The organism is Paenibacillus sp. FSL P4-0184, from assembly GCF_038004625.1.
Classification (GTDB): Bacteria; Bacillota; Bacilli; order Paenibacillales; family Paenibacillaceae; genus Paenibacillus_AQ.
Genome location: NZ_JBBORN010000002.1, coordinates 1,674,299 through 1,694,412, shown reverse-complemented (window position 1 = coordinate 1,694,412; position 20,114 = coordinate 1,674,299). Strand labels below are relative to the sequence as shown.

Genomic DNA, 20,114 nt, shown 5'->3' with positions numbered 1-20,114 from the left:
CTTTGTACGCAAATTTTCTGTTATAATGGAGGACAGCAATAAATAGGCATGGAGGTTGACCATGGCACAATATACGCCGATGATTGAGCAATATTTAAAAGTGAAGGAAGGGGCAAAGGATGCCTTCCTATTTTTTAGACTGGGCGATTTCTATGAAATGTTCTTTGAAGATGCCATTTTGGCTTCCAAGGAGCTTGAAATTACGTTGACAGGTCGCGAAGGCGGGGGCGCAGAGAAGATCCCGATGTGTGGAGTACCTTATCACGCCGCCGAGGGTTATATTCAACGCCTGATTGAAAAAGGTTATAAAGTCGCTATTTGTGAGCAATTAGAGGATGCTTCTGTCACAAAGGGAATGGTAAAACGGGATATCGTACGTGTCGTGACACCTGGAACAGTTATGGATGGAAAAATCATTGCCGACAAAAGCAACAATTATCTTGTTTGTGTAACCGAAAGTGATGGGATGATGGCATTAGCTGCATGTGATTTAACTACAGGTGAATTGTATGTTACTTCAGTGTTATCTGGTGCAGAGTGGCTGCGCGATGAGATTGGCATTTATGAACCGGCTGAGATCATCGGAGACCCGGCGTTATTGGAGCTTTTACGTAGTGAAACGCCTCTGTTGGCGAAACCTGTTGTGTACACACCTTGGGAGAAACGTGAGGAGGAGCTGGCACGTCGACAATTCGGTGAAGCCGCATGGGTTCGTCTGGAGAAAGAACGTGGACAATGTCTAGCGCTGCTAATCTCCTATCTAAACGAGACACAACGACGTTCAATGGGACAACTTAGTCAAATTTCTCCTTATGAACCAGGTAATTATATGATTCTTGATCCGTTCACACGCCGAAATCTGGAGCTAACAGAAACGGTCCGAGAACGTTCTAAAAAAGGATCTCTTCTATGGCTACTAGACCGTACCGAAACATCCATGGGTGCGCGATTGTTACGTCGCAGAATAGATAAGCCGCTGTTGCAGCGCGCTCCGATCGAACGTCGCCTAGAAGCAGTTGATTATTTGTACAATCAGTTTATTGTTCGAGAGGACCTGCGTTTAGCGTTGAAGGAAATTTATGACTTAGAGCGGCTGGTAGGTCGTATTGCCTTTGGTAGTGCGAATGGTCGTGACATGAATGCCTTAAAGCTATCACTGGCACAAATCCCTGCTTTGAAAGAATTATGTATGACCTCGGGATCTGCAACCTTACGCGAGATCGGTGCTAGCATGGATGAATGTGCCGAGATACGGGAGGATATAGATCGAGCAATTGTTGAAGATGCGCCGGTGTCCGTGCGAGACGGAGGAATTATCCGTTCTGGTTATCATGCCCGGTTGGACGAGCTGCGGGAAGCTAGCAGTAATGGTAAACGTTGGATCGCCGAACTGGAAGCGAAAGAACGCCAAGCCACTGGCATCAAATCACTGAAGATCGGATATAACAAAATCTTCGGTTATTTCATAGAGATCACCAAATCCAATCTGGCTTCGTTGCCGGAAGGGCGTTATGAACGTAAGCAGACGCTTGCAAATGCAGAGCGATTTGTTACACCTGAGCTTAAAGAGAAAGAGGCACTGATTCTTGAAGCGCAAGATAAAATGACAGATTTGGAATATAGCCTGTTTACTGAACTGCGTGATCGAATCAGCGGCCAAATTCCGCGACTGCAGAATCTTGCGGAAAAGGTAGCTGAGATTGATGTGTATCAATGTCTGGCAGCCGTCAGTGCCGAGCATCGCTTCGTAAAACCTGTCCTATCGGATGGGTACGATCTTCGACTTGAAGGTGGTCGTCATCCTGTCGTGGAGGCTGTGTTAAAGGACTCGGCATTTATAGCAAACGGAAGTACGCTTAGTAAGGAAGATGGAAATATTCTTTTGATCACTGGTCCTAATATGGCTGGGAAAAGTACCTATATGCGGCAGGTTGCACTCATTTGTATTATGGCTCAAATTGGCTGTTTCGTTCCGGCCACCAGTGCAGAAGTTCCGCTAATTGATCGAATCTTTACACGTATTGGGGCAGCTGATGATTTGATCGGAGGTCAGAGTACATTTATGGTAGAAATGGCCGACATACAGGTCATGACAGAAAAAGCAACAGCCCGGAGTTTAATTATCATAGATGAGCTTGGTAGAGGAACATCGACGAGTGAGGGCATGGCGATTGCACAAGCGGTAATTGAGTATGTGCACGATACCATTTCTTGCAAAGCTTTAGTTTCGACGCATTTTCATGAATTGGCCCACTTAGAAGAAAGTCTTAAAGGGCTTAAGAATTACTCTATGGCCGTACAGGAGAGCGGGGATAAAGTAAACTTCCTGCGTAAGCTTGTTCCGGGAGCAGCAGACAGTAGCTATGGGATTTATTGTGCACGCCTAGCGGGGCTTCCTGAAGGGATTATTGATCGTGCTTACGGTCTGCTTCTGAGTATCGAGCAGGCGGCTCATCCAGGTGGTTCCTCTATTCATTATGGGGGTGGACTTGAAATTCAGGCAGCTGCAAAAGAGGTCGCAACTACATCTATCCAACAACCCGATAGTGTCATCGCAGAAACTTCGGGGATTCCTGCAGACTCCTATTCATCAATAGCAGATGAAGTATTTCAACTGTCTATCTTTGGCGAGGAAGAACCACGTAAGAATCGGAAAGGTAGTGCAAATCAGTCGGCTGTAGTAACTGAAGTACAAGAGAATCCTGCGATAAAAGAATTCATCACTTCTGTGCGTAACGCAGATCTTATGAATATGACTCCACTTCAGGCTATGAGTCTGCTGAACGACCTGAAGATGAAAGCAAAGGATCTTTAATTATTGATTGCCTAAATAAGAGGTGAATGAAATTGGCCAAAATTCATATATTGGACGAGCATATTGCCAACCAGATTGCTGCGGGTGAAGTTGTAGAGCGACCAGCTTCTGTTGTGAAGGAGCTAGTTGAGAATGCTATTGACGCAGGAAGCACAAGGATTGAGGTTTCGGTGGAGGAAGGCGGTTTACAGAGCATCCGAGTAAAAGATAACGGCTCGGGGATCGAGCCTGAGGATTGCGAGACCGCCTTTTATCGTCATGCCACAAGTAAAATCGCTAATGGGCGTGATCTATTCCAGATCACTAGCTTAGGGTTCCGTGGTGAGGCGCTCCCCAGTATTGCTGCGGTATCCAAAGTCTCTCTTCTAACGGCTACTGCCGATGACGGCAAAGGACGCCTGATTGATATTGAGGGTGGTAATTTAATTCGGAATGAAGATTCCCCTTCGGGCCGTGGGAGTGATCTAGCGGTGCGTGAATTATTTTTTAACACACCGGCACGGCTGAAATACATGAAGAGTATCCAGACGGAGCTTGGTCATATATCGGATGCCATGTATCGAATGGCGTTAGCCCATCCGGGAATCTCTTTTACCTTGCATCATAATGGCAATCAACTGCTGCACACGCTTGGTAATGGTGATCTGCTGCAAGTGATCGCAGCTGTGTACGGAACCTCCGCAGCTAAGGCTATGTTGCCGATTGCGGCAGAGGACTTGGATTATCGTATTTCTGGTTATATAAGTCGTCCGGAATGGACACGCTCAAATCGAAACGCAGTGACTACCATTGTGGGAGGACGATATATTCGCAGCAATGGTCTGAACGCAGCGATCATGCGTGCTTATCATACTTTACTTCCGATTAACCGCTATCCACTGCTGGTGCTCGAACTGGACATGCATCCTTCACTTGTGGATGTCAATGTTCATCCAGCTAAGCTGGAGGTTCGGTTTAGTAAGGAGAATGAGCTTTACACGTTTGTTGAACAAGAAATTCGTAAAGTATTGTTAGGGCAAAGTTTGATACCGCGTCCGGGTAAAGAAACCATTGGGCCAAAGGGCAGCAGTTCATTTATACAGGAGCAGTTTGCTTTTTCTAAAGGGTCAGTTCCGGCACCCCCACCGTCTGAGTTGGGCAAGGATTCAGTTCCTCAGGGATCTGGTAGTTCCTTTAGTAGACAACAACCATCAAATGTTGAACAGAGCGCCAGTGTGTTCAGAAAAGAGGGGCAGATTGATACTCCGATGACCCGTGAAACGGCTCCATCCTACGGCTCAGGATACCAGTCTTCCTCTTCACAAGGACGTCAAAATAATGTGAGCAACAACTATGCTAATGGGTATCGCCCGCAAGAAGCTTCATCCCTGCAGAGGCAGATTCCTTCTGCCCAAGCGTTATGGGCACCGCCAGTCGATGAAGAACCTGGGCTTCCTGCCTTCCCGGAACTAAATTATATCGGACAGCATCATGGGACTTATATTATCGCTCAGAATGACGGCGGACTGTATCTCATTGATCAACATGCGGCTCACGAACGCATAAATTACGAGTTTTTTTATGAGAAGTTCGGTCGTCCTGAAGACGCTTCTCAGGATCTGCTTTTGCCAATTACGCTTGAGTTCACGCCTTCGGAAAGTCGTCAACTTAGTGAACGTTTACATTGGTTTCAGCAGGCTGGAGTGTACCTTGAACATTTTGGAGGACAGACTTTTCTGATTCGATCTTTGCCGTATTGGTTTCCTGAAGGCGAGGAGAAGGCGATCGTTGAAGAAATGGCGGAGTGGGTCTTGAGTGAACGATTGATTGACCTAGCGAAGCTACGAGAGAAATCGTCTATTCTATGCTCGTGTAAAGCCTCCATCAAAGCCAACCAGAAACTAACAGAACAGGAAGTCGAGGCCTTGTTGTCTCGTCTGGCAGCATGCAGACAGCCGTATACTTGTCCACATGGGCGTCCGATTGTGATTTCTTTTTCATCCTATGATTTAGAGAAATTGTTCAAACGGGTGATGTAATTGTACGATTAGAAATTTGTTTATAGCAAGACTGGAGGCAACATGATTATAACTACGGGTTATAGCCCGATAATGGATATTGTAGAGCGAGCTCAGAAGCTCGCAGAAAGAACGGGCTGTAAATACGCTCCACGCGAGAAATTCTCTATACCCAAGATGGTGGAACACTATGGAGATGAGGATATACTAATCCTTTCTAAAGAAGCCGTTCGTTTACACCGATTAGGGATGGAGCCTATGGAGTTTCACCCAAGCATGGGTTTTGTTCGTGCGAAACGGATTCTAAAGGGTGATATAGAACCGATGCTTGTCGCTGCTCGAATGCTTCCCGGAGATAGCGTACTAGATTGCACAGCGGGTCTAGGTGCTGATTCCTTGCTATTTGCTGTGCATGGTGGTGAGTCCTCAGAGATTACCGCTCTGGAGAGCTCATTGCCGCTGTACGCACTGCTCTTTGAAGGGATGCGGCATTATACTTCTGGGCAAGTAAGGGTTAATGAGGCCTTGCGTAGAATTAATGTCGTTCATAGTGAACATTTGGACTACTTACGTGCTCTACCGGATCGAAGTGTAGATATTGTGTACTTTGATCCTATGTTCCGAGTGCCGCTGACCGGTTCTGCTTCGATTTCCCCGCTGCGGCAGTTTGCTAATCGTGCAGCATTATCACTAGAGAGTGTAGCTGAGGCGGTAAGAGTGGCCCGTAAAACTGTTCTTTTGAAAGAAAAGGCTCTGAGCGGCGAATTTGAAAGGCTTGGCTTTACAGAGCTGCTCCGGAGCAACTCCAAAACATCGTACGGGGTGATACACATTGACAACTAAAGAGAGACATAAGGTTCTAGTCTTACTAGGACCAACAGCTGTAGGTAAAACCAGGTTAAGTTTGGAGCTTGCGGCTGCATATAACGCAGAGATTATTTCTGGCGATTCGATGCAGGTTTATCGTGGTATGGATATTGGTACAGCTAAGATCACTCCAGCTGAGATGATGGGAATTCCTCACCACCTAATCGACATTCATGATCCACAGGACCCATATTCTGCTGCTGAATTTCAGGAACAAGGTAGCAGACTTATCGAAGAGATAAGCAGTCGTGGGAAACTTCCATTTATTGTTGGGGGAACGGGTCTCTATATTGAGTCCTTATGTTACGGTTTTCAATTCTCTGAAGCTGTGGCTGACGAAGCTTTCCGTAAAGAACAGGATCAATTTGCAGAAGAACATGGAGCGCTTGCACTGCATGCCAGACTTGAAGCCGTTGATCCGGTCAGTGCAGCGAAATTGCATCCGAATGACCGCCGTAGAATTATACGGGCACTGGAAATTCATCACCAGACAAACACCACACTTTCCGCTTCTCATGCAGCTCAAAAGAAGGAGTCGCCCTATGACTTATGCCTTATCGGTTTGACAATGGACCGGAAAATACTATATAAACGTATTGAGGACCGAATTGATAGCATGCTTGCGGATGGTCTTGTTGCTGAGGTGAAGGGACTGCTGGAAAACGGCTACAGCAGAAGCCTTGTGTCCATGCAGGGACTGGGCTACAAGGAAATTGCCGCTTACCTCGCAGGGGAACTGACGCTTGAGGAAGCTGTGATACTGCTCAAACGCGATACTCGCCGATTCGCCAAAAGACAGTTGTCATGGTTTCGCCACATGAAGGAAATCGAGTGGATCGATGTCGAAGGTGAGCAAAACTTTTCTGAGAATTTCTCGAAAATACGTGCTATAATAGCAGGAAAGTTTCTCTCAGGTCTTGAATATACTTCTGAACAATATAATTGAACCATTGGGGGTACGTCATATGAACAAGTCCATTAACATCCAAGATACATTCTTGAACCAACTACGCAAAGAAAATATCCCTGCTACAGTATATTTGACCAACGGCTTTCAAATCCGGGGAATTATTAAAGCATTCGACAATTTTACAATCGTTATTGACAGTGATGGACGCCAGCAAATGGTGTATAAGCACGCGATTTCCACTTTTACACCACAGCGCAGTGTGTCACTTATGCAGGACAATAGTAACGAAGAATAACATTAACAAAATTGAAGTGAAACCTTTCTTGTTAATAAATCGTTTGAATAGAGTGTGAGAGAGCAACCTGAGAAGGTTGTTCTTTTCATTCAGAGAAGTCCATACATGATTTATTCAAGGAAGGGAGTCAGGAGGCATCATGTCTAGAGATGATACATCAAGGACGAACAACAATAGAAATAGAGGATCGTCCAGTTCCAATTCAAAACCAAAACCGAAAAGTAAGAAGAAAAAGAAGTTTTTGACTAAAAAGCGTGTGCTGTGGAGCTTGTTCTTTGCTACAGCGTTGGCCATTTTCTGTGCGCTTGGCGGTTATCTGTTCATTATGCTGAATGGGCAAAAACTTCTCCTAGAGAACCAAGACAAGCTGACCGTAAATGAAACTACAAAAGTATATGACCGCAATGCTAATTTAATCGGCGAATTATCGCTTGAGAAAAGTGATCCTGTAGAGTATGAGAAGATTCCACCGTTATTGATCAATGCCTTTGTGGCCACAGAAGATAAACGCTTCTTTGAGCATTCTGGTGTGGATTTATGGTCAATCGGCCGGGCAGCGGTAAAAGATATTGCTGCACGCAGCATGGTAGAAGGTGGTAGTACCATTACTCAGCAGCTGGCCAAAAACATCTTTTTGACACGGGATAAAACATTTTTCCGTAAAGCGACTGAGGTATCTATTGCTGTAGCATTGGAGAACCAGAAATCTAAAGAAGAGATCATTACGATGTACCTGAACCGAATAAACTTTGGGGGTACGATCTACGGAATTAAAGCAGCATCGGAAAGATATTTTGGTAAGAGTAATCTGAATGATCTAAAGGTTTGGGAAATTGCAACCTTGGCAGCGATGCCTAAGGGGCCGTCTCGTTACAACCCTCTGCGTAACCCGGATCTTTCAAAGGAACGTCGTGCAGTAGTCCTTCAGCTCATGTACGAACAAGGTTATATTACGGAGCAAGAGAGAGACGAAGCACAAGCCGTGGATTATAATTATAAGCCACCTGAAAAGAAACAGCGTTATCAAGCTTTTATTGACTTCGCAGTGGAAGAAGCAGAAGAAAAGTTTGGACTATCCGAAGATGATCTGAATATTGGTGGTTACAAGATATACACCACGATGGATAAGCACGCTCAAGAAACCGTAGAAGATGCTTTTGCAGACAGTGATAACTTCGAGAAGAGTGTAGACGACGAACTGGTACAAGGTTCTATGACCATCGTGAATCAAGAGAATGGCGGCATTGTCGCACTTCTAGGTGGACGGAATTATGAGAAAAAAGGCTACAGCCGTGTAAATGGCAGCCGACGTTCTCCTGGTTCAGCCTTTAAACCAATCGTTGCTTATGCTCCAGCACTGGAAACTGGAAAGTACGACAAGTATTCTACGTTAAGCAACGAGAAGCAGTGTTTTTCTAACTATTGCCCAACTAACCTTCACGGATATTCCAAGAGTATTAGTATGAGTGATGCTATACAGAAATCAGAGAATATTCCTTCGGTCTGGTTGCTTAATGAAATTGGAGTGAATACCGGATTTAAGTTTGCCAAGAAATTGGGAATTGGACTGGAAGACGAGGACAAGAACCTCTCACTGGCTCTCGGAGGTATGAGCAAAGGAACGAATACACTGGAAATGGCGCAAGCCTACAGTGCTTTTGCAAATGGCGGTGAACTACGAGAATCCTATTCCATTAAATCGATCTCGGATAGTAGTGGAGAGACCGTCTTCAAGGCTAATACAACGCCTGACCGTGTTATGAGTCAGGAGACGGCTTATCAAATGACTGAGATGATGCAAAGGGTTGTAGAGAGTGGTACGGGTAGAAAAGCAAGGATTGACCGTCCTGTTGCCGGTAAGACCGGTACGACTCAAAGTGGATATTCTGGAATCAGCTCGAACCGCGACGTATGGTTCGTAGGTTACACACCAGAATGGACAGCAGCGGTGTGGATGGGTTATGACAAGCCAGGCAAGAAACATCTGCTTAAGAATAGCAGTGGGCTTGCCGCAGCATTCTGGGGTAAGGTGATGGAGGAAGCGTTAAGGGATGTTCCTAAGAAGTCCTTCCCACAGCTAGATAATGAAATCGCTCCTGCGCCTACAGAAACACCTGAACCAGCTAAGAATGTAAGTGGACTTACAGCAGCTTATGATCCATCTACGATGACAGTAAATTTGGGCTGGCAGGCAGTTCCTGTTGCTGGTGTAGAATATCGTATTTATCGTAGAGAGACATCCGAGGCTGATTTCGGTTTACTGTTAAATACGGTCACGACTAGTGCAGGAGACTTTAGTGCAATGCCAGGTTTGGTTTACGAGTATTATGTTACTTCCTATGATCCTGCAACCCAAGTGGAAAGTGAACCATCGAATGTGGTTACTGTCTCTGTGCAGGATGAGATGCCAACACCTGAGCCAACCATTGATCCTAATCTTCCGACACCAACCCCTGAGAATGGTGGAGACAATGGCTGGGATAATGGCAACGGTGGTAATAATGGTAGTGGCAACAATGGAGGCGGGAATAATGGTGGAACAGGAACCTTGCCTGAATTCACTACGCCTCCACCGTCAGCAACACCGATACCTACCGCTCCGCCAGATGTACCTTCTGGAGGCGGAAGTTCGGGGAATGACAGTGGTAATGCAACACAAAGTCCTGATCAAGAGGCAAGCAATGTGAATGGTGATTCTTCTGTTCAATAGTGATGCTTTGGATTTATGAAGTTAGCTTTTCTTTTCCTGAGGCTGTCTCAAAAGTAGTGAATGCTACTTATGGGACAGCTTCTTTGTTTTATAACTCCATATTTTTCTAATAGGATCTGTGATAAAAATTTGCTGTATTTTGCGGGATGTTTTGAGTGTATCCTCTAAATGTGGTAAGCTGAAGAAACCATACTGGAGAGGGTAATTTCTATGAAACGTAAATTCGGAGACCGGGCCAACTGGCGCCGGATTACGCGTCGCCATTTTGCCTGCCGCTATGTGGAGAGCCGGGAATTCAGCGGATATATTACGCTTTATACCATCTACGGGCTGAAAGAACCACTGTGGAAGAGCTATGGACGGCATACATATCGTATTGCGGATAAAGGTTATTCCTGGCTGCAATATTTCCCCAAAGACAGTCACTATATTGTGACGGCTATGTTCGACGAACGGCAAAATATCATTCAATGGTACATAGACACCTGCAAGGTGCAGGGCGTCACAGACCAAGGCGTTCCATGGTTTGATGATTTGTATCTGGATGTGGTTGTGCTTTGGAACGGCGAGGTTTTCTTGCTTGATGAGGATGAATTAGAGGAAGCGCTGGAGAGGGAAGATATTTCCGAGAGTGATTATAAACTCGCCTGGGAGACAGCCAATACTATTTTACGCGGCATCGATGCTCATGCTTTCCCTTATTTCTCACTATCTTTGAAGCATCGTGCCGAATTATTTCATCATGGAGAATTCAGGAGGAAATAAAGAAATGGAATGGTACGTCTACGGAAGAGGGTCTTCCCCGATTCGGATTGTTTCCAAAAAACGCAGATTCTGGACGAAACGAACGTTGCTTATCGCTTTATCGATTATTGTGATTGCTGGATTGTTGTGGTGTGCTTATGCGTTAAACAATATTAATAAAGCTGCCACGACAGATCCTATGCAAAAGGCGGATGTTGGGATCATTCTTGGCATGTCGATGTGGGGGGATGAGCCTAGCCCAGGACTTAAGGAACGGCTGGATTACGGACTGAAGCTTTATCAAGAAGGGATGTTCCCATATCTTATTGTATCTGGTGGTTTAGATAAACCTGATTTACAATACACAGAAGCTCAAGGTATGCGTAATTATTTGGTTGCTAAAGGAGTGCCAGATAGCGCCATTTACGTAGAGAATGAAGCTACCAGCACTTACGAGAATCTTTTGTTTAGTAAAGAGATTATGGCGCGTGAAGGTTTGTCTTCAGCAATAATCATTACGCATACTTACCATGGGTGGCGGGCTCATGAAATTGCTGACGAGCTTGCATATGTGAATCCTGAGCTGGGACTTACAGAATCCACCGTTCTATCGATGACAAGACATAAAACACGTGAGATTCTAGCCTATACGAAATGGAAGCTTCAGCAGCTATTCCTGTGATTTGTCCAAAAAATCCCGAATCTTCTAATAACACTTCATTTACTGGAATAGACTTGATTAGAGAAGTCAGCCCTGGATAATGAGGTGATACCGATGAGCGGACGCGTAGCAGCGGCCAGTGGACGGGAGGAAGAAAGACCGTCTCGACAAATCAATATTGTATTGCGGAGTCAAGAGCCTCCGGCTATAACTAACCCTTCTGGAGAGAGTCGGCCGGTACCTCCAAAAAATCACGGCCACACTAGCCTGTTCCAAGAGTTAACGCAAGAATTGGAAGGTTTAGTGGGTCTGGACAATATCAAAGAGCTAGTCTTTGAAATCTACGCCTTGTTACAGATTGCTCAAATGCGAACTGAGGCAGGACTTGCAAGCGGTGGGCAAGCTTATCACATGGTTTTTAAAGGGAATCCCGGAACTGGCAAGACAACCGTGGCTAGAATCGTGGCTAAGCTGTTCCAGCGTATGGGTGTACTGACCAAAGGACATCTCATTGAGGTGGAGAGAGCCGACCTTGTAGGAGAATACATCGGTCATACTGCACAGAAGACTCGCGATCTGGTAAAAAAGGCTTTGGGCGGTATTTTGTTTATCGATGAGGCTTATAGCCTTGCTCGCGGTGGAGAAAAGGATTTTGGAAAAGAAGCGATTGATACGCTCGTCAAGGCCATGGAGGATCATCGCAGTCAATTTATACTTATCTTAGCGGGGTACTCTGGAGAGATGGAGTATTTTTTGATGAGCAATCCCGGATTACCTTCACGGTTTCCGATACAGGTGGAATTTCCTGATTATACGATCGATCAACTGCTGCAAATTGCTGAACTCATGGCAAAAGATCGCGACTATATTTTGATGCCACAGGCGATACTCAAGTTAAAGCAGCATTTGTTAGCAGAGAAGACGGAGAGTCTTCATGCTTTCAGTAATGCGCGGTATGTTCGCAACGCCATTGAGAAAGCTGTCCGGGGTCAGGCTGTAAGACTGTTAAACCAGTATGAAAGTACCAGCCCAGGCAAGCAGGAATTAATGACGCTTCGAACTGAGGATTTCAAATTATGAATTACAGGATACTATCACCGTCATAAGGAGCATGACATACATGGCAATAACAACGCATGATACCGAAACAGATGTACAAGATCGAGCGATATTGGTAAGTCTCGTCACAGATAAAATTAAAAGAACCGGAATTGATCCAGAGCTTTCACTACAGGAATTAGTGCAATTAGCCGAAACCGCTGGTGTTGAAGTTCTGGATGTGCTGCGTCAAAACAAGGAAACGCCTGATTCTAGATGGTTTATTGGTAAGGGTAAAGTAGAAGAGCTACGGATGGCTGCTGATGCTCTCGGGGCTAATACAGCTATCTTTGATCAAGAATTGTCCGGAGCCCAAGTACGGAACCTTGAGGAGGCTCTGGATCTTAAAATTATTGACCGGACGCAGCTTATTCTGGATATTTTTGCGGGGCGTGCGAAGACGCGAGAAGGAATTATTCAGGTAGAGCTGGCACAATTGTCCTATCTGTTACCCCGGCTTTCCGGCCAAGGGAAGAACTTATCCAGACTAGGTGGAGGAATTGGTACCAGAGGTCCGGGTGAAAGTAAGCTGGAAACCGATCGCCGACATATTCGTGATCGGATTACGGAGCTGAAACGCCAGCTGGATGAGGTTGTTAAGACTCGTGAGCTACATCGGGAGCGTCGCCGCAAGGCGGGAGCGGTGCAAGTCGCACTTGTTGGGTATACGAATGCAGGGAAATCAACGCTGCTTAAGCAACTAACCGATGCGGATGTCTATATTGAAAACCAGTTGTTTGCCACACTGGACCCTACTTCACGTGTGCTTGAGCTAGCAGGTGGTAAAGAGGTCGTGCTTACGGATACTGTAGGCTTCATTCAGAATCTTCCGCATGATCTTGTCGCATCTTTCCGTGCAACGCTGGAGGAAGTGAATGAGGCTAATTTGGTGCTACATGTGGTGGATGCCTCTTCACCAATGCGTGAGGAGCAGATGGAGATTGTCCAATCCATCTTGCAGGATCTTGGTGCATCTGGTACACCGCAAATCGTACTTTTTAATAAAATTGATCTATGTCAGCCTGAGCAACTGGAAATGTTGCCTACAGGTACAGGGTACTTGAAGATCAGTGCATTTAATCCTGAAGATTTAACACGGATTACCGAAATGATCGCCGATGAACTGGCTGGCGACACACTCAACTTCCGCATTCCCGGAGACCGAGGTGACATTTCTTCCTTGCTCTACAGGGTGGGAGAGGTTCTGGAAACGACATATGATGAGAACGATGTGCTCTATAACGTTCGTCTTAATAAAGAGGATTATGACAAATGGGGTTACATGCTTGCTGATTTTGTGGACCAGCAGTAATCTTATCAGTCATTCCTAAGGTGGAAATGCTTCGTTTATAGGTATAAAATAATAGCTAATCTAGAAAGCGTCAGTTTACTGCCGCTTTCTGTCATTATGATGGCAAGTAAATGTAAGGAGCGAATAAGAACGAATGGTAGTTTTTGCAGAGGATATTTTGAGCGCGGCAGAAGCCGCAGAAGTTGAAATAGAAGGCGCTGTCAAAGCCCTTGATCGTATTGTAGATAAGAATCAGTGGAAAGTTATAGAAGCGTTCCAGCGTCATCAAGTCAGTGATTTTCACTTTGCCGGTTCGACGGGGTATGCGTATAATGACCGTGGCCGTGAAGTGTTGGATCTTGTCTATGCTGACGTTTTTGGTGCGGAATCTGCTCTGGTACGCCCGCATTTCGCTTCAGGAACACACACCATATCAACAGCCCTATTTGGTGTACTGCGTCCAGGAGATGAGCTGCTATACATCACAGGACGTCCGTACGATACCTTACATAAGGTAATTGGTCACACAGGGGATGGGACAGGTTCTCTCGCAGATTTCGGAATTACTTACCGGGAGGTTACTCTTACTGCAGATGGCAAGATCGATTGGGATGAGGTAGCTCTCGCTATTAACGAAAATACTAAAGTGATTGGAATCCAAAGGTCACGCGGATATGATTGGCGTGCTTCTTTCACAGTGGCTGAAATTGGTGAAATGACTTCGAGGGTAAAGGTGTTGAAACCGGAAGTGATTGTCTTCGTAGACAATTGTTATGGTGAGTTTACCGAAGAGCTTGAGCCTCCACAGGTTGGTGTGGATCTAGTAGCAGGATCGTTAATTAAGAATCCGGGTGGGGGTATTGCTGAGACAGGCGGTTATATTTGTGGCCGACAGGATCTTGTAGAATTGGCAGCTTATCGATTAACCGCTCCTGGCATAGGTGGTGAAGTAGGGGCTATGTTAGGAACAACACGTGGGCTTTACCAAGGGTTGTTTATGGCACCGCACACGGTCGGACAAGCTTTAAAAGGGAGTATTTTTGCTGCATCCGTATTTCAGCGTTGCGGGTTTGAGACAAAGCCAGCGTGGAACGAGCCTCGTACAGATTTGATTCAGGCGGTTTCCTTTGATGGACCAGAACACTTAATTGCCTTTGTTCAGGGCATACAACGCGCTGCGGCTGTGGACAGCCATGTGGTACCAGAGCCTTGGGATATGCCAGGTTATGAACATCCTGTTATTATGGCTGCAGGTACGTTTATACAAGGTGGAAGCTTGGAGTTATCTGCAGATGCGCCTATACGAGCTCCTTATATTGGCTATATGCAAGGCGGATTAACTTATTCACATGTTAAATATGGCGTTTTAATGGCACTTCAAAGTATGCGTGAAAGAAAATTGCTGTAAGAATATCTCACATACCATTGACACGCTGTATTAGGAAATGTACAATGAGATCAGAAAAAGATCATTGGAAGGTTGGATGAGTCATGGGTGATGAAATCCGCAGAAATATGGCACTATTTCCTATTGGAATTGTAATGAAGCTGACTGATTTGTCCGCGAGACAAATTCGTTATTATGAGCAGCACAGTCTGATCGTACCAGCACGTACGTCGGGGAATCAGCGTTTGTTCTCTTTTAATGATGTTGAGCGCCTATTAGAAATTAAAGCTCTGATTGAGAAGGGTGTTAATATTGCTGGCATTAAGCAAGTAATGAATCCTGTCTCTAAGGAATCCGAGGAAGCTACTGTAATTACCCCTGATACAGAGGTAAGACGTAGAGAGTTATCCGATTCCCAGCTTCACCGAATGCTGAAGCAAGAACTAGTTTCCGGTAAAAGACCGGGACAAGTGTCTCTGATTCAAGGTGAGTTATCCCGGTTTTTTAATAAATAATAATATATAGAAGTTCGAAAGGGAGAGGATCACATGAGCTTTTCTAAAGAGGATATTTTACGCATTGCCAAGGAAGAGAATGTTCGTTTTATTCGTCTGCAATTTACGGATCTATTAGGTACTATCAAGAATGTAGAGATTCCAGTTAGCCAATTGGAAAAAGCGCTTGATAATAAAATGATGTTTGATGGTTCTTCCATCGAAGGTTACGTACGGATTGAAGAATCTGATATGTATCTCTTCCCTGACCTAGATACATGGGTAATCTTCCCTTGGGTGACTGATAGTCGTGTAGCTCGTCTGATTTGTGACGTCTACATGCCAGATGGTACACCTTTTGCTGGAGACCCGCGTGGTATCCTCAAACGTTGTCTGAAGGAAGCGGAAGAAATGGGTTTCACAGCTATGAACGTTGGACCAGAACCTGAATTCTTCCTATTCAAGACAGACGAAAGAGGCAATCCTACTACGGAATTGAACGACCAAGGTGGATACTTTGACTTAGCGCCAACGGATTTAGGGGAAAACTGTCGTCGTGAAATCGTACTGACCCTTGAAGAAATGGGCTTTGAAATCGAAGCTTCCCACCATGAAGTAGCTTCGGGCCAGCATGAAATTGACTTTAAATATGCTGACGCGATTACTGCTGCTGACCAAATTCAAACCTTTAAGCTCGTCGTGAAAACGGTAGCCCGTCAACACGGCCTGCATGCAACTTTTATGCCTAAACCATTGTTCGGTATCAACGGATCTGGTATGCACGCTCACCAATCCTTGTTTAAAGGCAAAGAAAACATGTTCTACGACGAGAGCGACAAGCTGGGTCTGAGCAAAACTGCACGTTACTACATGGCTGGTATTTTGAAGCACGCTCGTGCTTTTGCAGCGATTACTAACCCAACAGTGAACTCATACAAACGCCTTGTTCCTGGTTATGAAGCACCTTGCTACGTAGCTTGGTCTGCAAGTAACCGTAGCCCAATGATTCGTATTCCGGCTTCTAGAGGTCTTAGCACACGTGTTGAGGTTCGTAACCCGGACCCAGCAGCTAACCCTTACCTCGCACTTGCTGTTATGTTGAAAGCAGGTCTTGACGGAATTAAACGTAAGCTTGATCTTCCAGCTCCGATTGACCGTAACATCTATGTGATGTCTGAAGAAGAGCGTATCGAAGAAGGCATTCCAAGCTTGCCATCCGATTTGAAAGAAGCACTTAGCGAAATGATCCGTAGTCATGTTATTACCGAAGCTCTCGGCGAACATGCTTTGGCTCACTTCTACGAGCTAAAAGAAATCGAATGGGATATCTACCGCACACAAGTTCACGAGTGGGAAAGAGCGCAATACATGACTCTTTACTAGAACGTTCAAACCCTTGACGCCTTTGGTGTTGAGGGTTTTTTTCTGTGTGGGTAAGGTTTGGAGGTTTTGTGGAAGGTTAATAAGCGCCCCCGTAATGCCCCCTGAAAATGTAGTTTCATTCGAGGATACTAAGCAGTTGGAGTTAGAAAAGGCAAAAGAAGAACGACTGCAGCAGATTGAACCTATAGCAGATCTAATCATAACTGCTGCTGGCAGGGATCTTCGAGCAAAGGAAATTAGATTTCTGGAATCATTAGAAACCAAGGATCTAGAAACCTTCACTGCAATGTTTACTGATGCTCTTAATGGCTATGCTGCTCAGGGTTCTTATCATCCAAATGACCGATTTGAAGATTATAAAAATCTTATAACAACGAATAAAAGTTATTTATGAGGGAGGGTTGAAGATGTAATTCAATTCGAAAAAGCAGCAAGCAATCATCGACTTTATTTATAAATTCTCATTTGAATTTCAATATCAGCCCAGTATACGCGAAATTGCAGTAGCCATGGGGCACCTGTCAATATCGACAACTCACGGTTTTATTAAGCGCTTGGTGAACAAAAAGCTCCTGTCCTGGAGGAGGAATCAACAAAGAACCATAGTGCTCACCATAAAAGGATTGAATCAGGTAATTAAGACAGGAGCATCTAAGATAAATGCGAAGACTGAGCTGTGACACAAAAATAAGGGGCATAAGCCCCAAGGACGGATAACAAGACATGGTTCTGGCAGTTCGAAATTTCTAATTGATCTGACAATAATTCTTTCTGACATATTTCCTTCAGCCTGCAAATGCTATTCCATTAAATGCAGCATTTACCATCCATATTCCATTTCTCCCAACTTCTAAGTCTGAGTAAATAAAAAGTGAATAGCGAATTTGACCATTTGAAACAGTAGGAATATCGGGGAAATCTCCTGCGGTTATGGAGATTGTGGATGCTGTACTCTCTATAGGACCTGGTCGGACTTGCGATTCATAGATTAGTGTGCCAGAACCAAGGATTCCATTTCCATTTCTTTCTATTACGACTGTTACTGATGTTTCATCTGGTGTATCGAAAGCTTTATAGAAAGTTACTGAACCAGACAACCATATACGTACCTTGTTTGCATCTGGCGTTTCTACAACTGAAGATGTTTGAATTCCCAAATCTCCAATCAAAATTGGGTTGACGTATACGTACTGAATTGCACTCCCTAACCCAGACATATGTTCCGAAATCCGCATATCAAGAGCTCGTGTTGTCATGAGACTCACTCCTTTTTTATTAATAGAGTATGTTGTCCAACAAGTCTTGTGAGCCTTTTTTTAGAGTAGATATGAGGGGAAGATGAAAGCCATAACCATCATTCAGCCATGGGCAACGCTCATAGCTCTCAGGGAGAAGAAGTTTGAAACACGCAGCTGGCCTACCAAGTACCGAGGTCTACTCGCTATCCATGCAGGAAAGAAGATTGATAAGGAAGCTTGTCGGGAGCCTGAAATCCGCAAAGCGCTGGAGCGACATGGATATACGGAAGACAACCTTTCTACCGGTGCAGTGGTGGCAATATGCAAATTGTCCAACTGTCTGAAATCAGTAGACACCTGGAGAGAAGGATATGAACTAAGGGCAGGAAGCTTATTTACTCCCCTGAATACGAATTTGGTGATTTTACTCCGGGGAGATTTGCCTGGGAACTGGCAGTCGTTAATCAGCTGCCCGAGCCCATCCCAGCAAGAGGACAGCAAGGTCTCTGGAATTGGGAAGGGGCGCGAGTATGACACCAGAACGGATAGAAGAGATAAAAGAGCGTCTTTCCGAACGACAAGCCCGAAAAGGAACATTGAGCAGAGAAGAAGTTGAGTTAATGGATGCGCTGGCTGCTCTAGAAGAGTCACAACAACTGAACAAAACTTATGAACGCTCAATAAGTAACAGTCTAGAACAACATAGATAGGATCGGATAGCACTTAAGGAGGTACAGCAGACCATAGCCTGACAACGGGAGGTACTGGAGTTCTATGCGAATCAAGTACATTGGGAACTGCCAAGCTTCGGTATAGGTCATTCAAAGGTTACGAGCGACAGAGGGGAAGTAAAGCACGTGAATTGTTGGAGGAAGGGAGCAACAAGGCATGACACAGGTAAAGGATAAGACAAACATTTGCCCCCGAGAGAGGGCAGAGGCGGCATATATCACGCTTAGTAGTGTTAAAGAGTAGATCGGGGGATTCGCTAAATGAAAAAGTCTAAAAAAGCAAAGCTACAAGAGCATTGCATTATGAGGCTTCAATACAGATATTCAGACGGAGGAATAGCAGGATACACGAATGTAATCAATTCTTGTGTGATACAACACCTGATCTAGTTAAGTATTTATCATGGGAAGGACTAGAGTGGTTAAAGGAAAAACTCGATGAAGTATATCGTGATATGCCTGATTCTGATAAAGACAATTGAACAGTATAAAAAAAAGGTATATCACCCTGAAAGGAGTAGCCGATGACAAATGAATTAATTGATAGTAATGAATCTCTTGTCAAAGTAGGTGACCAAGTAGAGGTAAGGCTCCCTTATATAACGGACACATCGTTATCTGCAGCGGACCTGTAGAGTACCGGACAGAGGATGTAGGCTGCTACGGACACGGTTACGGCATCAACGATCCGCAGAGAGGATTTACGTATATCAGTAGCATTAGCAAATCTACAACAAAAATGATAATTATACGGCCGTTAGGCCATCGTCCGACAGCATAAACCCAGCATCGCGGGGGCCGTACCAGATCATTAAGGGAGTAGGAGTATCCCTCCTCTCCCAAAGGCACAGTAGACGCATACTGCGACATAAAAAAAGATAAAAGTGATTATGCACCCTTATCTTTTTCAAGCAATTCTATTATTCTGTCTAATTTTTTCTCTATGCTAGCATTTTTATCTAAAATCTTGTTTTTAGTTAGATAATCTCCTTTTAACAGTAAAACCAAGGGAATTGCCCAAACAAATGCCAATGGTATTAAAAAAATATATTGCAAGATAACACCTCATTAATAGTTATTATTTTATTATAACAAACTAAAACTTAAAAAAGAACTTATATGAAGATCTACTGCGCAGTACGAAGATACATGACATTAAGGGATAGAGGAGGTTGCAGCACTCCTCTCCCACATATTTCGAATTAGGGAAGAGAAGTTCGTTTTGATAACGAAATGATGTTTTTGTCCTTATCATCACCATGGTCCGCATTTTCTTCTATCGCTTTTTTCTCATCGTGAAACTCAACATGAGAATAGGCCGTGATGTAGTCAAATGGAGTGTAATTATTACTTGGTAATTTTCTTGTAAGTAATATCTTGACAATGATGATTCCTAATGAGAGATAGAAAATGGCTCCTACTCCAACCAACATGAATTGTACTAAGTTCATTGTTAACACCACCTTTGTTTGATTTTATAATTTAATGTTAAT

18 protein-coding genes and 1 pseudogene are annotated in these 20,114 nt (G+C 44.5%); 16 read left to right on the top strand and 3 right to left on the bottom strand.

The features are described from left to right. Positions 1-61: 61 nt before the first annotated feature. The 15 genes and pseudogenes from mutS to MKY52_RS30455 all read left to right on the top strand — a co-directional run. Entirely contained in the window at positions 62-2,815 is a 2,754-nt protein-coding gene (gene mutS, locus MKY52_RS29380) for a DNA mismatch repair protein MutS (protein ID WP_341055354.1), read from the top strand. A gap of 32 nt (positions 2,816-2,847) precedes the next feature. Beyond that, positions 2,848-4,833 carry a DNA mismatch repair endonuclease MutL gene (gene mutL, locus MKY52_RS29375; RefSeq protein WP_341055353.1) on the top strand — a complete coding sequence of 662 codons (1,986 nt, stop codon included), beginning with the start codon at positions 2,848-2,850 and terminating at the stop codon, positions 4,831-4,833. Between the two features lie 42 nt (positions 4,834-4,875). Further along, positions 4,876-5,655, top strand: a complete 780-nt coding sequence (locus tag MKY52_RS29370) for a class I SAM-dependent methyltransferase (RefSeq protein WP_341055351.1) — start codon at positions 4,876-4,878, stop codon at positions 5,653-5,655. Beyond that, positions 5,645-6,625, top strand: coding sequence for a tRNA (adenosine(37)-N6)-dimethylallyltransferase MiaA (gene miaA, locus MKY52_RS29365; RefSeq protein WP_076283510.1), 981 nt, complete (start codon positions 5,645-5,647; stop codon positions 6,623-6,625). The genes MKY52_RS29370 and miaA overlap by 11 nt, the downstream gene beginning before the upstream one ends. 19 nt (positions 6,626-6,644) lie before the next feature. After that, complete coding sequence (hfq, locus tag MKY52_RS29360; RefSeq protein ID WP_042128368.1) at positions 6,645-6,884, top strand: RNA chaperone Hfq; 240 nt, start codon at positions 6,645-6,647, stop codon at positions 6,882-6,884. A 139-nt stretch (positions 6,885-7,023) separates the two neighbouring features. Further along, on the top strand, positions 7,024-9,594 hold the full coding sequence (locus MKY52_RS29355; protein ID WP_341055349.1) for a transglycosylase domain-containing protein: 2,571 nt from the start codon (positions 7,024-7,026) through the stop codon (positions 9,592-9,594). A gap of 210 nt (positions 9,595-9,804) precedes the next feature. Further along, the gene (locus MKY52_RS29350; RefSeq protein ID WP_042128364.1) at positions 9,805-10,359 is read left to right on the top strand and encodes a DUF402 domain-containing protein; all 555 of its coding nucleotides are present in this window, start codon (positions 9,805-9,807) and stop codon (positions 10,357-10,359) included. Between the two features lie 4 nt (positions 10,360-10,363). After that, entirely contained in the window at positions 10,364-11,020 is a 657-nt protein-coding gene (locus MKY52_RS29345; RefSeq protein WP_341055348.1) for a YdcF family protein, read from the top strand. A gap of 93 nt (positions 11,021-11,113) precedes the next feature. Beyond that, positions 11,114-12,079 carry an AAA family ATPase gene (locus MKY52_RS29340; protein WP_341055346.1) on the top strand — a complete coding sequence of 322 codons (966 nt, stop codon included), beginning with the start codon at positions 11,114-11,116 and terminating at the stop codon, positions 12,077-12,079. A 40-nt stretch (positions 12,080-12,119) separates the two neighbouring features. Further along, positions 12,120-13,409 (top strand): GTPase HflX, encoded by a 1,290-nt coding sequence (hflX, locus tag MKY52_RS29335; RefSeq protein ID WP_042188885.1) that lies wholly within the window; start codon positions 12,120-12,122, stop codon positions 13,407-13,409. Positions 13,410-13,542: 133 nt separating this feature from the next. Then, positions 13,543-14,796: a methionine gamma-lyase family protein gene (locus tag MKY52_RS29330; protein WP_341055344.1), complete on the top strand. Its 1,254-nt coding sequence runs from the start codon at positions 13,543-13,545 to the stop codon at positions 14,794-14,796. Positions 14,797-14,879: 83 nt separating this feature from the next. Continuing rightward, positions 14,880-15,290 carry a MerR family transcriptional regulator gene (locus MKY52_RS29325; RefSeq protein ID WP_042128355.1) on the top strand — a complete coding sequence of 137 codons (411 nt, stop codon included), beginning with the start codon at positions 14,880-14,882 and terminating at the stop codon, positions 15,288-15,290. A 33-nt stretch (positions 15,291-15,323) separates the two neighbouring features. After that, on the top strand, positions 15,324-16,652 hold the full coding sequence (glnA, locus tag MKY52_RS29320; protein WP_042128352.1) for a type I glutamate--ammonia ligase: 1,329 nt from the start codon (positions 15,324-15,326) through the stop codon (positions 16,650-16,652). Positions 16,653-16,788: 136 nt separating this feature from the next. After that, the gene (locus MKY52_RS29315; RefSeq protein ID WP_341055342.1) at positions 16,789-17,046 is read left to right on the top strand and encodes a hypothetical protein; all 258 of its coding nucleotides are present in this window, start codon (positions 16,789-16,791) and stop codon (positions 17,044-17,046) included. 40 nt (positions 17,047-17,086) lie between these two features. After that, a pseudogene (locus MKY52_RS30455) lies at positions 17,087-17,332 on the top strand (LexA family protein); the annotation flags it as partial. Positions 17,333-17,437: 105 nt separating this feature from the next. Here the strand turns inward: MKY52_RS30455 and MKY52_RS29310 are convergent. Next, positions 17,438-17,908 carry a hypothetical protein gene (locus MKY52_RS29310; RefSeq protein WP_341055340.1) on the bottom strand — a complete coding sequence of 157 codons (471 nt, stop codon included), beginning with the start codon at positions 17,906-17,908 and terminating at the stop codon, positions 17,438-17,440. An 82-nt stretch (positions 17,909-17,990) separates the two neighbouring features. Between MKY52_RS29310 and MKY52_RS29305 the strand changes: the two genes are divergently transcribed. Continuing rightward, on the top strand, positions 17,991-18,506 hold the full coding sequence (locus MKY52_RS29305) for a hypothetical protein (RefSeq protein ID WP_341055339.1): 516 nt from the start codon (positions 17,991-17,993) through the stop codon (positions 18,504-18,506). Between the two features lie 1,003 nt (positions 18,507-19,509). Here MKY52_RS29305 and MKY52_RS29300 read toward each other — a convergent pair. Beyond that, the gene (locus MKY52_RS29300) at positions 19,510-19,677 is read right to left on the bottom strand and encodes a hypothetical protein (RefSeq protein ID WP_341055337.1); all 168 of its coding nucleotides are present in this window, start codon (positions 19,675-19,677) and stop codon (positions 19,510-19,512) included. A gap of 146 nt (positions 19,678-19,823) precedes the next feature. Then, complete coding sequence (locus tag MKY52_RS29295; RefSeq protein WP_341055334.1) at positions 19,824-20,072, bottom strand: DUF3951 domain-containing protein; 249 nt, start codon at positions 20,070-20,072, stop codon at positions 19,824-19,826. Between the last annotated feature and the right edge of the window lie 42 nt (positions 20,073-20,114).

What these genes read in the sequence shown, in the direction of transcription:
- mutS (WP_341055354.1), top strand. Translation starts at nt 62, where the DNA reads ATGGCACAATATACGCCGATGATTGAGCAATATTTAAAAGTGAAGGAA.
- MKY52_RS29370 (WP_341055351.1), top strand. Translation starts at nt 4,876, where the DNA reads ATGATTATAACTACGGGTTATAGCCCGATAATGGATATTGTAGAGCGA.
- hfq (WP_042128368.1), top strand. Translation starts at nt 6,645, where the DNA reads ATGAACAAGTCCATTAACATCCAAGATACATTCTTGAACCAACTACGC.
- MKY52_RS29355 (WP_341055349.1), top strand. Translation starts at nt 7,024, where the DNA reads ATGTCTAGAGATGATACATCAAGGACGAACAACAATAGAAATAGAGGA.
- MKY52_RS29350 (WP_042128364.1), top strand. Translation starts at nt 9,805, where the DNA reads ATGAAACGTAAATTCGGAGACCGGGCCAACTGGCGCCGGATTACGCGT.
- MKY52_RS29345 (WP_341055348.1), top strand. Translation starts at nt 10,364, where the DNA reads ATGGAATGGTACGTCTACGGAAGAGGGTCTTCCCCGATTCGGATTGTT.
- MKY52_RS29340 (WP_341055346.1), top strand. Translation starts at nt 11,114, where the DNA reads ATGAGCGGACGCGTAGCAGCGGCCAGTGGACGGGAGGAAGAAAGACCG.
- hflX (WP_042188885.1), top strand. Translation starts at nt 12,120, where the DNA reads ATGGCAATAACAACGCATGATACCGAAACAGATGTACAAGATCGAGCG.
- MKY52_RS29330 (WP_341055344.1), top strand. Translation starts at nt 13,543, where the DNA reads ATGGTAGTTTTTGCAGAGGATATTTTGAGCGCGGCAGAAGCCGCAGAA.
- MKY52_RS29325 (WP_042128355.1), top strand. Translation starts at nt 14,880, where the DNA reads ATGGGTGATGAAATCCGCAGAAATATGGCACTATTTCCTATTGGAATT.
- glnA (WP_042128352.1), top strand. Translation starts at nt 15,324, where the DNA reads ATGAGCTTTTCTAAAGAGGATATTTTACGCATTGCCAAGGAAGAGAAT.
- MKY52_RS29310 (WP_341055340.1), bottom strand. Translation starts at nt 17,908, where the DNA reads ATGACAACACGAGCTCTTGATATGCGGATTTCGGAACATATGTCTGGG.
- MKY52_RS29305 (WP_341055339.1), top strand. Translation starts at nt 17,991, where the DNA reads ATGAAAGCCATAACCATCATTCAGCCATGGGCAACGCTCATAGCTCTC.
- MKY52_RS29295 (WP_341055334.1), bottom strand. Translation starts at nt 20,072, where the DNA reads ATGAACTTAGTACAATTCATGTTGGTTGGAGTAGGAGCCATTTTCTAT.